This window comes from Kitasatospora sp. NPDC032150 (assembly GCF_055579945.1).
Window position 1 is genome coordinate 130,544 of record NZ_JBVIMH010000020.1, and the last position, 12,230, is coordinate 142,773.

Here is a 12,230-nt window from a genome sequence, read left to right on the forward strand (position 1 = left end):
CAGCCTAGGTGATCACCGCCCGGGCACGGCCGGGACGGTACCGCCGGCGGCCTCAGTCGGCGTCGCCGTCGCCCCCGTCGTCATCCCCCCGGACCTCTTCCTCCTCGGCCTCGTCCACCACCCAGGCAGCCAACCGGTCGGCCACCCCGCTGACGCCGAGCTTGCCCTCCCGGATCGCCCTCGCCAGGCTGCGCACCTCGCGCGCGGTGGTGGCGACGCTGCAGCCGCTGGCCACCAGGTACGCGTAGGCGACGGCGGTGGCGAAGAGCTCGTTGCTCCGCTCCAGCGCCGGAACCCGGATCAGCTGGTGCATCAGGGCCGCCGCCCGGTCCTGCGGTTCGGGGTAGACGGCGATGTCGAAGATCTCGGCCTGGTGCCGGGTGACCGCCGCGAGCAGCGATCCGTAGTCGGTGACCGGCGGGTCGCCGGGGGTGTACTGCTCGGCGGTCATGAGCAGCCACGAGAGGTCCACCTCAAGGTTCAACGGCGCACGTCCTGCAGGCCGTCGCCGAACTCGACGAGGAAGGTCGACTCGTACTCCTTCATGAACTGCGCGGCGGCGTCGACGAACAGCCGACCGGTCTCGCCCATGTCCTGCCTGACAAGCCGTTCGATGTACTGGTTCATGCTGATCCCCTGCTGCTCGGCGCGCTCGCGCGCCATCTCGGCGGTGGCCGCATCCACCCGGACATTCAGCTGCTTCTTCGCCATGACGTAACGCTAGCGTCATGTTGCTAGCACAACAAGGGCGCATTCTGCCCCTCCCCGCGCCCGCCCTCACCCCAGTGCTCCCAGAAGACCGGAAATCGCCGCTGCGAGCGCTGGGGAACATACCCGCCCGGCCCCCGGGTCACCCCTTCGTGCACAACACCACCGTGTCGGGATCCTCGGCCCGCAACACGTCTCCCCCGCCGGATCCGGACACCGCCGGGCCGGCCGGGTCCCTCGCCTCGCGGCGCCGAGTTCAGCTCTGCTCAGCCGAGTCCACCGCACCGTCGCCGGCCTCAGCCGATCCGGCCGCACCGCCACCGGCTCCCGGCGCGGCCGTCCAGCTGCGCAGCAGCACTTCGAACGCGTCGACGACCACCTCGTCGGTGAACTCGTCGGGGCGCAGCAGCCGCTGGATCAGCAGGCCGTCCTCCAGCGCGTGGACGATCAGGGCAAGAAACGCCGGGTCGGCCGGCGGTACCGCCCCGCGCCGTGCCAGCTCATAGCGCAGGCCCTCGGCGATGGCGGCGCTCGCCAGTTCCTCGCGCTCCGCCAGCAGTGGCCTGACCTCGGGGTTCCGCAGGGCGTGCAGGACGAGCTCCATCCGCAGCGCGAGCCAGTCCGCCAGGTGCCGCCCCCGCTCGCGGTGCCAGGTGCGCAGCGCGGCCAGCATCTCCTCGAAGGACTCCGCACCGCGGCCGATCTCCTCGACCTCCTGCCGCTCGTGCAGGGTGCGCTGCATGAGGAGCTCCAGCACCAGGCCGTTCTTGTCCTCGAAGTTGCCGTAGAAGGCGCCTCGGCTGTAGCCGGCGCGCTCGGCGATCTGCTCGACCGAGGCCCCGTTGACCCCCCGCTCGGCGAACAGCTCGGCGGCGGCCGCGACCAGCCGCTCCCGGGTCTGCCGCCTGGTCTCCTCGCGGGTCATGCGCCTGGGCGCCACACTGCCCTCCCTGCCACGGGAACTCCCGGATACGGATCCGTACCGATATGCGGAAACGTATCAGGGGTGCCTGCGCAGCCCACCGGGAACGGCACGGGGGGCGCGGAACCGGGTGACCGGCCGTGCACGGCCGTACGGTTCCACGCGCCCCCGGGTCGGGACTACTCTGCGACCGGCTCCAGGATGGCCACGCACTCGAAGTGGTGGGTCATCGGGAACAGGTCGAAGGCCCGCAGCGAGACCGGGCGGTAACCGCCATCGCGGAAGAAGGCCAGGTCGCGGGCGAGGGCCGCCGGGTCGCAGGCGACGTACGCGATCCGGCGCGCCTCCAGACCGACCAGGTGGGCGACGGTCTCCCGGCCCGCGCCCGCGCGCGGCGGGTCGAGGACGATCAGGTCGGTGGAGGTGATCCCGGTGCGCGGGAGCAGCGACTCGACCTTGTCGCACTCGATCCGGACGTTGTCCACCTCGGCCAGGTTGTGCCGGGCATCGATCACGGCCTGCTTGCTGGACTCGATGCCGAGCACCGCCCCGTCCTCGCCGACCCGGTCCGCCAGGGCCCCGGCGAACAGGCCGACCCCGCAGTACAGGTCGAGGGCCATCTCGCCCCACTGCGGGTCGAGCCCGTCCAGGACGGCCTCCACCAGGGTGGCCGGCGCCTCGGGGTGGATCTGCCAGAACCCGCCGTTGCTCACCCGCCAGGTACGCCCGGCGGCCCGCTCGCGGACGAAGGTCCGGCCGTGCACCCGGTGGACGTTCCCCTGGTCGTCGATCCGGGTGATGGAGACCGGGCGGTCCAGCTCGACCAGCGGCAGCTGGGCACCGGCCCTGGGCGTCAGCACCACCTGGCGGTCCGAGGACCCGGTGGCGGCGATCGCCTCGATGCTCTCCACGCCCGGCCAGTCACGGGCCTCGATGCCCAGCTCGGCCACCCCGGGGGCGGCGATCAGGCACCGATCGATCGGCTCGACGTCGTGCGAGCGGTGGCGGCGCAGCCCGACCTTGCCGGTGGCGGGGTCGACGGCGTACTGCACCCGGGTGCGCCAGGCGGGCACCTCGCCCGCCGAGAGCTTGCCGCCGACCGGCTCGACGCTGCCGTCCCAGCCGGCCTCCGCGGGGGTCAGGTGGGCGAGCTTGGCCAGCTGCTCGGTGAGCACCTGCGCCTTGAGCTTGCGCTGGCCACCGGGGGTGACGTGCTGCCAGTCGCAGCCGCCGCACCGGCCGGGGCCGGAGAACGGGCACGGCGCCGGGATCCGCTCCTTGGCGGCGTCCAGGACCTCAACCGCGTCGGCGCGCAGGAAGCGGGAGGTGGTGGTGCCCTCGGTGACCTGGGCGATCACCCGTTCGCCCGGCAGCGCGTGCCGCACGAACAGCACTCGGCCCTCGTGCCGGGCCACGCAGTGCCCGCCGCCGTGCGCGACCGGGCCCACCTCGACCTCGTAGCGCTCGCCGACCAGCGGGTCACCGCTCGGGGCCTTGGGCGCGCGCTCCGCCCTGGCCGGCTTGGCCGCGCGCAGCGCCTTCGGCGCGCGGACGGTCTGCTTGCGCGGCGTGCTCTTCCCGGGCGCGGCCGACTCGGCCCGGGCGGGCCGGTCCTGGGCCGGCTGGGGCTTCGGCTCGGCCGGGACGAGCGGGGCGGTCTGGGCCGTGTAGCCCTCGCGGTCCGTGGCCGCCGGACGGGACGGCTTGGCTCCCCAGCGCGGGCGGGCGACCTGTCCGGGCTTGGCGGACTTGCCGGACTTCCCCGCGGAGCGGGACGGGTTGTTGCGGGTCACGAGGTCGAGTCCTTGCTGGCGTCGATGAGGTCGGTGCTGGGAGCAGCCCACTCTACGGTGCTGGAACCACCCGACTCTACGCGTTCGTGCCTGGGCTCGCCGCGCCGGACGGCACCCGGGGCGGACCAGACGCGCTGCTTCCCGCGCCGCGCGGAGGACTCCAGCTGCCAGGGCACCGAGGTCACCATGACACCGGGCTTGAACAGCAGCCGCCCCTTCAGGCGCAGCGCGCTCTGGTTGTGCAGCAGGTGCTCGTACCAGTGGCCGACCACGTACTCCGGGATGTACACCGAGACCACGTCGCGCGGGCTGCTGCGGCGCAGGTTCTTGACGTGGTCCAGGACCGGGCCGGTGATCTCGCGGTACGGGGAGTCCAGCACCTTGAGCGGAACCCCGATTCCGCGTTCGTCCCAATCCCGGCGCAGTGCCTCGGTGTCGGCCGGGTCCACGTTGACGGTCACGGCCTCCAGCGTGTGCGAGCGGGCCAGCCGGGCGTACGCGAGGGCGCGCAGGGTGGGCTTGTGCAGCTTGGAGACCAGCACGATGCCGTGCACCCGGGTGGGCGGCAGGATGTCGTCGGCCTCCTCGGCGGCCTGCAACTCGTCGGAGACCCGGTCGTAGTGGCGGCGGATCGCCTTCATCATCACGAAGAGCACCACCATGGTGGCGATCGCGATCCAGGCGTGACCGATCTTGGTGGCCAGGACCACGATCAGCACCGCCGCGGTCATCACCAGGCCGAAGGTGTTGATCGCGCGGCTGCGCTGCATGCGCCGCCGGGCGGCCGGATCGGTCTCGGTGCGCAGCAGACGGGTCCAGTGCCGGATCATGCCGGACTGGCTCATGTTGAAGGAGACGAAGACTCCGACGATGTACAGCTGGATCAGTCGGTTCGGGTCGGCACCGAAGGCGACGATGAACGCGATCGCGGCGATGGCCAGCAGGATGATGCCGTTGGAGAAGGCGAGCCGGTCACCGCGGGTGTGCAGCTGACGGGGCAGGTAGCGGTCCTGGGCGAGGATCGAGCCGAGCACCGGGAAGCCGTTGAAGGCGGTGTTGGCGGCGAGTACCAGGATCAGTCCGGTGACACCGGCGATGAAGTAGAAGCCCGGGGTGAAGTTGGAGAACACCGCCTCGCTGATCTGTGCCAGCGCGGTCTTCTGGTGGTAGTCCGCCGGTGCGCCGACCAGCTGGCCCACCGGGTCCTCGGCCATCTGGGTCCCGGTCAGGTGGGCCAGGTAGATGATCCCCATGAACATGGTCACCGCGATGGTGGCCATCATCAGCAGGGTGGTGGCGGCGTTCTTGCTCTTGGGCGTACGGAAGGCCGGCACGCCGTTGGAGATCGCCTCGACACCGGTGAGAGCTGCGCAGCCCGAGGAGAACGCCTTGAGCAGCAGGAAGACCAGCGCGAACCCGGCCAGCGAGCCGTTGCCGTCGGTCGCCGCCAGGTGGAAGCCGGAACTCTCGGCGGGCATGTCGGCGCCGAAGGCGAAGTGCCGGACCACGCCGTAGACCACCATGCCCAGCACGCCGATCATGAAGGCGTACGTCGGGACTGCGAAGGCGGTGCCCGACTCACGCACACCGCGCAGGTTCATGCCCATCAGCAGGACCACCAGGGTCACCGAGAGCGCCATCTCGTGGCCGCGCAGCGCGGGCACCGCGGAGACCACGTTGGCCACCCCCGAGGTGGTGGAGACCGCCACCGTGAGGATGTAGTCCACCATCAGCGCGCTGGCCACCACCAGACCAGAGTTCGGCCCGTGGTTGACCGTGGCGACCTCGTAGTCGCCGCCGCCACTCGGGTAGGCATGCACGTTCTGCCGGTACGAGGCGACCACGGCGAGCATCACGATGCCGACCACGACGCCGATCTGCCAGGAGAAGTGGATCGCGGAGGCCCCGGCCAGCGAGAGGGTGAGGAGGATCTCCTCCGGGGCATAAGCCACCGAGGAGAGCGCGTCCGAGGCGAAGACCGGTAGCGCGATCCGCTTGGGGAGGAGAGTCTCCCCGAGCTTGTCACTGCGCAGGGCGCGTCCGATAAGGATGCGTTTGGGTAGATCAGCGGGCATGGGCACGTAGGCATGGTAGGGGTTCGTGTCTAGATGTCGACTATTCCGGTGGCTACCTCCGTCAGGACTCCGTTCGGTGGACCGGCTAGCGTGTCGGATGATGAGCCTGGGGTGGCGGCCCCGCTGCCCCGCTGCGCCGTACCGAAGGCACGGTCTGGAAGATCACCCCCGAAGGCTGGGGGCGAAAGGATGATGAGCGGTGTTTGCACAGGTCATGACCCCAACGGACTGGGTGAGGTAGCCCCGTGCACATCGTCATCATGGGCTGTGGGCGCGTGGGCTCGGCCCTCGCGAGAACGCTGGAGAAACAGGGTCACTCGGTGGCCGTCGTCGACCAGGACCCGACCGCGTTCCGGCGCCTGGGCGCCGGTTTCAACGGTCGCCGGGTGACCGGGGTCGGCTTCGACCAGGACACCCTCAAGGAGGCCGGCATCGAGGAGGCGGGCGCCTTCGCCGCGGTCTCCAGCGGTGACAACTCCAACATCATCGCGGCCCGGGTGGCCCGGGAGAACTTCGGCGTCGAGCACGTCGCGGCCCGGATCTACGACCCCCGCCGCGCCGAGGTCTACCAGCGGCTGGGCATCCCGACCGTCGCCACCGTGCGCTGGACCGCCGACCAGATGCTGCGCCGGCTGCTGCCGAGCGGTGCCGAGCCGCTCTGGCAGGACCCGAGCGGCAGCATCCAGCTGGCCGAGGTGGCCTTCGACCCGTCCTGGATCGGCCACCGGTTCACCGACCTCGAAGAGGCCGCGGGCGTCCGGATCGCCTTCGTCACTCGCCTTGGCGAGGGCCTGCTGCCCACGCCGCAGATGGTGGTCCAGGAGGGCGACCTGGTGCACGTCACGCTGCACCGGGCGGATCTGGCAGCCGTCGAGGCCGTGTTCGCACGGGGTCCGCAGGAGGGTGAGCACTGATGCGAGTCGCCATTGCCGGAGCCGGGGCCGTCGGCCGCTCGATCGCGGGCGAGCTGCTGGAGAACGGCCACGAGGTCCTGCTGATAGACAAGAACCCCGGCTCCATCTCGGTGGAGCGGGTTCCGCTGGCGGAGTGGCTGCTGGCCGACGCCTGCGAGATCACCTCGCTGGACGAGGCGGCGCTGCAGCGCTGCCATGTGGTGATCGCCGCGACCGGTGACGACAAGGTCAACCTGGTCGTCTCGCTGCTCGCCAAGACCGAGTACGGCGTGCCGCGGGTGGTCGCCCGGGTGAACAACCCGAAGAACGAGTGGCTGTTCAACGAGTCCTGGGGCGTCGACGTCGCGGTCTCCACGCCGCGACTGATGTCGGCCCTGGTCGAGGAGGCCGTCAGCGTCGGCGACCTGGTCCGGCTGATGCGCTTCAGCCAGGGCAACGCCAACCTGGTCGAGCTCACCCTGGCCGCCGACGCCGACCTGGTCGGCACCCGGGTCGGCGACGTCACCTGGCCGGTCGACACCGCGCTGGTGACCATCATCCGCGAGGGCCGGGTGCTGGTACCGGGCAAGGACGACACCCTGGAGGCCGGTGACGAGCTGCTGTTCGTGGCCGCCCAGGAGCGCGAGGAGGAGCTGGAGGAGCTACTCTCCGGATCCAGCGCACGCTAGTCCGCACACCTGCGCGAAGGGCCGTACCCGACAACCGGGTACGGCCCTTCGCGCAGCTGCCCCGAGGTCCGAGCCCCGGAGCGAGGTCACTCCTCCTCGACCTGCGCCTTGATCGGCGGCGGCGCCTTGAGCAGGATCTGCCAGGTCACGTACATCGCCAGCAGCATCGGCGGGATCCCAAGGGCGACCTTGAGCCAGCCGAGCAGATTGACGTTGCCGGTGAAGTACAGCGGGAAGAGGATCACCGGCTTGATGCCCATGATCACCACCCAGGCCCAGGTGGCCTTGGTGTACGCGGCCAGCCGGCCCGGGTTCTGGGTGCGCCAGGTGAACATCTCTCCGGTGATCGGGCCGAGCATCACCCCGATCAGCGGCCAGCGGGCCAGCGCGGAGACGGCCAGCGCGACGCAGTAGCCGACGTTGTAGAGCAGGCCGGGCAGGTAGAAGTCCTGGGCCTTGCCGGTCTTCATCGAGATCCAGGCCCCGATCGCGACTCCGAACACGCCGCTGAAGGCGTGCTGGATGGTCTCCCGCTTGAACAGCCGGACCACCACGAAGAGCGCGCTGAGCCCGAGCGCCGCCCAGGCCGCCGGGGCGACCTGGTGGGTGAGGTTGAAGGTGACGATGAAGACCAGACCCGGCAGGGTCATGTCGATCATGCCCCGGACGCCGCCGAAGGCCTGGAGCACCGTCTCGGCGGCCTCCTTGGACGCCGCGGCCTCGCGCGCGGCCGACTCCTCAGCCGTCTCCTGGACCGGTGGGTTCCCGGCCTGCCGGGACGCCTCGTAAGCGGCGAACCCCTCGTCGGCCGACTCCATCACCGACTCGGTCAGGGTGTGCTCGACGTACCCCTCGAACTCGGCGGGCACAGCGGTACGGGCAGCGGGGTCGCCGCCTGGCAGATTGGTCACGCTCACTCGCTCCCGTGTCCGGCCGGACGCAGTTCGTAGCGGGGGTTGAAGAGGACGCGGCGTCCCCGGGCATAACTGATCCGGCCGGAGGCCACCAGCCTCCGGCCGGGCTCTATCCCGACGATCGCCCGCCGTCCCAGCCAGACCACGTCCAGCGCGTCACTGCCGTCGAAGAGCTCGGCCTCGAGCGCGGGCACACCGGCCCGGGGCCGGAGGGTGACGGTGCGCAGGGTGCCCGCCACGGTGACCACCTCGCGGTCCCCGCAGCTGGCGATCGGGGTACAACCCGACTCCGCCGTGTCCCGCGGCAGCTCCTCCGCCTGCAACTCCTCGGGGGAGGAGGTCAGGCGACTGAACATGCGCCGGAAACGGCCCTGCGGCTGCGCGCCGCTGTTGTCACCACTCATGCCCGAAGGGTACCGGTTTCAAGTGTTCGAACGGCAGGGCCGCAGCCCCGGCCGGTCCGCGTCGGGCCTCCCGGAACCCGTCGCTCAGGATTCGAAGCGGTAGCCCATACCCGGTTCGGTGATGAAGTGGCGCGGGTGCGAAGGGTCCGCCTCCAGCTTGCGGCGCAGCTGGGCGAGGTAGACCCGCAGGTAGTTGGTCTCGGTCCGGTAGGCGGGGCCCCACACCTCCTGGAGCAGCTGGGTCTGGCTGACCAGCCGGCCCGCATTGCGGACCAGGACCTCCAGCAGATGCCACTCGGTGGGGGTCAGCCGGATGTCCCGGCCGTCCCGGTTCACCTTCTTGGCCGCCAGGTCGACGGTGAAGCTGTCGGTCACGACCACCGAGTCGTCCTCCCCCGCGACCGGCTCGGCACGCCGGACCGCGGCCCGCATCCGAGCCAGCAGCTCGTCCATGCCGAACGGCTTGGTGACGTAGTCGTCCGCACCGGCGTCCAGTGCCTCGACCTTCTCGTCCGAGGCGTGGCGGGCGGAGAGCACGATGATCGGGACGCGGGTCCAGCCGCGCAGCCCCTTGATCACCTCGACACCGTCCATGTCGGGCAGGCCCAGGTCCAGTACGACCACGTCCGGATGGCGGGCGGCGGCGAGTTCCAGGGCACTCGCCCCGTCATGGGCCGCGTCCACTTCGTACTTGCGGGCCTTGAGGTTGATCACCAGGGCGCGGACGATCTGCGGTTCGTCGTCCACGACAAGAACCCGGGTCATTCGGGCTCCGCCTTTCGGTTCGGTGGCAGCTGTGGCTTTTCAGGGAAGTTGACGTCGGGCAGGTCGACGGCGGGCAGAGTAACCACCATCGTCAGTCCGCCGCCAGGGGTGTCCTCGGCGGTGACGGTGCCGCCCATCGCCTCCACGAATCCCCGGGCGACGGCCAGACCGAGACCCACACCCGCGCCGCGCGGGGCGTCGCCGTAGCGCTGGAAGGGCGCGAAGATCCGCTCCTTGGCCGCCTCCGGCACTCCCGGGCCACGGTCCACCACCCTCAGCTCGACCCTGGCCGCACTGCCCGGGGGATGCAGCGCATCGGCCTTGACCAGCACCTTCACACCATCCGGACTGTACTTGACGGCGTTCTCGATCAGGTTGGCCAGCGAACGCTCCAGCAGCCCGGCATCGGCGTGGATCATCGGCAGGGTCTCCGGCACGTCGAGCTTGACGGCATCCACCGGGACCCCGCCGAGGGCGAACGGGACCACCTCGTCCAGATCGGTCTCGTGGATCAGCGGGGTCACCGTGCCGGTCTGCAGCCGGCTCATGTCGAGCAGGTTGTTGATCAGGTGGTCGAGCCGGTCCGCGCCGGCCTCGATCCCGGCCAGCAGCTCGGCCTCGTCCGCCTCGTCCCACTCCACGTCCTCGGCCCGCAGGGAGCTGACGGCGGCCTTGATGCCCGCGAGCGGGGTGCGCAGATCGTGCGAGACGGCGGCGAGCAGAGCGGTGCGGATCCGGTTGCCCTCGGCCTCACGGCGGGCCGCGGCGGCCTCGCGGGCCAGTCGGCGGCGCTCCAGCAGGACGGCGGCCTGCGCGGCGAACGCGCCGAGCAGCCGCCGGTCCTCGGCCGGAAGCACCCGGCCGCGCAGCACCAGGGCCAGCTCGGTGCCGACCGGGACGTCGACGTCGCCATCCTCGGGCCGTTCCGGCGGACACGACCCCGCGCTGGCGGCGATCCGCCACGGGGAGTGCTCGCCCGGGCGCTCCAGCAGCGCCGCGGAGTCCTGCTGGAAGGTCTCCCTGACCTGGTCGAGCAGAACGGTGAGCAGGCTGTCGCCGCTGGGCGCGCCGCGCAACACCGTACCGGCGAGAGCACTGAGCGTATGGGCCTCGGCCTGGCTGCGGGCGGCCTGCTGGGTACGCCGGGCGGCCAGGTCGACGACCGAGGCCACGGCTATGCCGACGGCGGTGAAGATGCCCACCGCCAGGATGTTCTCCGGCGAGGAGATGTCGAGCGTGTGCAGCGGCGGGGTGAAGTAGTAGTTCAGCGCCGTGGAACCGACCAGGGCCGAGGCGATCGCCGGGAACAGTCCGCCGACCAGTGCCGCGCACACCGTCAGCGACAGGAAGAGCAGCATGTCGGTGGAGAGCCCGAGCCCGTGCACATGGGTGAGGAGCACCGCCAGCAGCAGCGGTCCGACCACACCGATCAACCAGCCGGCCACCGTACGGGTCCGACCGAGGTCGGTGACCTTGCGGATCGGGATCCTGCCCCGCCCCTTGGCCGCGTGCTCATGGCTGACGATGTGCACGTCGATGTCGCCGGAGTCCCGGGTCACCGTGGCGCTCACGCCCGGTCCGTAGATGTACTGCCAGGCCCGGCGCCGGCTGGAGCCCAGCACGATCTGGGTCGCGTTGACGCCCCGGGCGAAGGCCAGCAGTGCGGCCGCCGGGTCGTCGCCGAGCACGGTGTGGAAGGTGCCGCCGAGACTCTCCACCAGGGCCCGCTGCTCGATCAGGGCCTGTGGCGAGCCGGCGCCCGCCAGACCGTCCGAGCGGGAGATGTGCACGGCGAGGACCTCACCGCCGGAGCCCTTCGCGGCGATCCGCGCGGCCCGGCGGATCAGCGTGGCGCCTTCGGGGCCGCCGGTGAGACCGACCACGATCCGCTCCCGCGCCTGCCAGGTGCCCTTGATGCCCTGTTCCTCGCGGTACCGCTGCAGGTACTCGTCCACCCGGTCGGCGGTCCAGAGCAGGGCGAGCTCGCGCAGCGCCGTCAGGTTGCCGACCCGGAAGTAGTTGGCACACGCCGCGTCGATCTTCTCCGGCGCGTACACGTTGCCGTGCGCCAGCCGGCGGCGCAGGGCCTGCGGCGACATGTCGACCAGCTCGATCTGGTCGGCCCGTCGGACCACCGCGTCCGGAACGGTCTCACGCTGCCGAACCCCGGTGATCCCCTCCACCACATCGCCGAGGGACTCCAGGTGCTGGATGTTGACGGTCGACACCACGTCGATGCCGGCGGCGAGGAGTTCCTCGATGTCCTGCCATCGCTTGGCGTTGCGGCTGCCCGGCACATTGGTGTGCGCCAGCTCGTCCACCAGCGCGACGGCCGGCTTGCGCGCCAGGATCGCGTCGACGTCCATCTCGGTGAAGACGGCGCCCCGGTGGACCACCTCGTGACGGGGAACGGTCTCCAGCCCGTCGATCAGCTCGGCGGTCAACCGCCGTTTGTGGTGCTCGACGAACCCGACGACCACATCGGCGGTACCTCGGGCCTGCCGCCGGTGCGCCTCCGCGAGCATGGCGTACGTCTTCCCGACCCCGGGCGCCGCCCCGAGATAGATCCGCAGCCTGCCGCGTGCCATACATCCCATTTTTCGTGCCGCCCGGGAGCCACGCCCCCGGACACCTGTTCGCTGGTTTCGAGACTACGGCTTTTGGGGCGGATTTCCGCTGATCGGACCAGTAACCTGGCGGATTTAGCAGGTTTTTGACGGTCTCAGGTCGACTGGAGCTGCCAGTACGGCATAGTGCACCGCGGTACACCCGGCCGCTACGGCGGGCCGGAGGCGTCGCGGAGTGGTGACGGGAGCCGGCTCGGTGTGCGGGTCCCCGGACCCACGGACCTGGACGAGGACGTTCGGTGATCGATGACCCAGGGGGTTCCGGTCCGGTGCCGACCAGGTGTCGAGCGCGCCGGTGTTCCTGCGGGGCGGTCTGTCTCCGGATTCAGGATCCGGATCTGCCCAGAAATGCGGAAAGCCCCTCCCGGTATCCCCGGGAGGGGCTTTCACTAAAAATTGTTCGGCGGCGTCCTACTCTCCCACAGGGTCCCCCCTGCAGT

Annotated in this window: 11 protein-coding genes; 2 read left to right on the forward strand and 9 right to left on the reverse strand. The window is 70.9% G+C overall.

The genetic code is table 11. The features are described 5' to 3' along the window. Window positions 1-52: 52 nt before the first annotated feature. The 5 genes from ACZ5ON_RS23380 to ACZ5ON_RS23400 all read right to left on the reverse strand — a co-directional run bounded on the left by ACZ5ON_RS23380 (window position 53) and on the right by ACZ5ON_RS23400 (window position 5,498). Window positions 53-484 (reverse strand): fic family toxin-antitoxin system, toxin component, encoded by a 432-nt coding sequence (locus ACZ5ON_RS23380; RefSeq protein ID WP_465595897.1) that lies wholly within the window; start codon window positions 482-484, stop codon window positions 53-55. After that, a complete protein-coding gene (locus ACZ5ON_RS23385) occupies window positions 481-711 on the reverse strand; it encodes a toxin-antitoxin system HicB family antitoxin (RefSeq protein ID WP_465595900.1) in 231 nt (76 codons plus the stop codon). The genes ACZ5ON_RS23380 and ACZ5ON_RS23385 overlap by 4 nt, the downstream gene beginning before the upstream one ends. A gap of 253 nt (window positions 712-964) precedes the next feature. Continuing rightward, the gene (locus tag ACZ5ON_RS23390) at window positions 965-1,648 is read right to left on the reverse strand and encodes a TetR/AcrR family transcriptional regulator (protein WP_465595902.1); all 684 of its coding nucleotides are present in this window, start codon (window positions 1,646-1,648) and stop codon (window positions 965-967) included. Between the two features lie 161 nt (window positions 1,649-1,809). Beyond that, entirely contained in the window at window positions 1,810-3,105 is a 1,296-nt protein-coding gene (locus ACZ5ON_RS23395) for a class I SAM-dependent RNA methyltransferase (protein ID WP_465595939.1), read from the reverse strand. Window positions 3,106-3,419: 314 nt separating this feature from the next. Continuing rightward, window positions 3,420-5,498, reverse strand: coding sequence for an APC family permease (locus ACZ5ON_RS23400; protein ID WP_465595942.1), 2,079 nt, complete (start codon window positions 5,496-5,498; stop codon window positions 3,420-3,422). Window positions 5,499-5,743: 245 nt separating this feature from the next. Between ACZ5ON_RS23400 and ACZ5ON_RS23405 the strand changes: the two genes are divergently transcribed. Further along, window positions 5,744-6,412 (forward strand): potassium channel family protein, encoded by a 669-nt coding sequence (locus tag ACZ5ON_RS23405; protein ID WP_465595905.1) that lies wholly within the window; start codon window positions 5,744-5,746, stop codon window positions 6,410-6,412. Next, window positions 6,412-7,080 (forward strand): potassium channel family protein, encoded by a 669-nt coding sequence (locus ACZ5ON_RS23410; protein WP_465595908.1) that lies wholly within the window; start codon window positions 6,412-6,414, stop codon window positions 7,078-7,080. The genes ACZ5ON_RS23405 and ACZ5ON_RS23410 overlap by 1 nt, the downstream gene beginning before the upstream one ends. 86 nt (window positions 7,081-7,166) lie before the next feature. On the opposite strand, the gene ACZ5ON_RS23415 is transcribed toward ACZ5ON_RS23410, so the two are convergent. The 4 genes from ACZ5ON_RS23415 to ACZ5ON_RS23430 form a co-directional block, all read right to left on the reverse strand. Then, a complete protein-coding gene (locus tag ACZ5ON_RS23415; RefSeq protein WP_465595911.1) occupies window positions 7,167-7,991 on the reverse strand; it encodes a DUF3159 domain-containing protein in 825 nt (274 codons plus the stop codon). A 2-nt stretch (window positions 7,992-7,993) separates the two neighbouring features. After that, entirely contained in the window at window positions 7,994-8,398 is a 405-nt protein-coding gene (locus ACZ5ON_RS23420) for an OB-fold nucleic acid binding domain-containing protein (protein WP_465595914.1), read from the reverse strand. 84 nt (window positions 8,399-8,482) lie between these two features. Then, window positions 8,483-9,163: a response regulator gene (locus ACZ5ON_RS23425; RefSeq protein WP_465595917.1), complete on the reverse strand. Its 681-nt coding sequence runs from the start codon at window positions 9,161-9,163 to the stop codon at window positions 8,483-8,485. Then, a complete protein-coding gene (locus ACZ5ON_RS23430) occupies window positions 9,160-11,751 on the reverse strand; it encodes a DUF4118 domain-containing protein (RefSeq protein ID WP_465595920.1) in 2,592 nt (863 codons plus the stop codon). Before ACZ5ON_RS23430 ends, ACZ5ON_RS23425 begins: the two co-directional genes overlap by 4 nt. Window positions 11,752-12,230 lie beyond the last annotated feature (479 nt).

Bases quoted from the DNA above. Each gene is read 5' to 3' on its own strand.
- ACZ5ON_RS23385 (WP_465595900.1), bottom strand. From the start codon at position 711: ATGGCGAAGAAGCAGCTGAATGTCCGGGTGGATGCGGCCACCGCCGAG.
- ACZ5ON_RS23400 (WP_465595942.1), bottom strand. From the start codon at position 5,498: ATGCCCGCTGATCTACCCAAACGCATCCTTATCGGACGCGCCCTGCGC.
- ACZ5ON_RS23410 (WP_465595908.1), top strand. From the start codon at position 6,412: ATGCGAGTCGCCATTGCCGGAGCCGGGGCCGTCGGCCGCTCGATCGCG.
- ACZ5ON_RS23420 (WP_465595914.1), bottom strand. From the start codon at position 8,398: ATGAGTGGTGACAACAGCGGCGCGCAGCCGCAGGGCCGTTTCCGGCGC.
- ACZ5ON_RS23425 (WP_465595917.1), bottom strand. From the start codon at position 9,163: ATGACCCGGGTTCTTGTCGTGGACGACGAACCGCAGATCGTCCGCGCC.
- ACZ5ON_RS23430 (WP_465595920.1), bottom strand. From the start codon at position 11,751: ATGGCACGCGGCAGGCTGCGGATCTATCTCGGGGCGGCGCCCGGGGTC.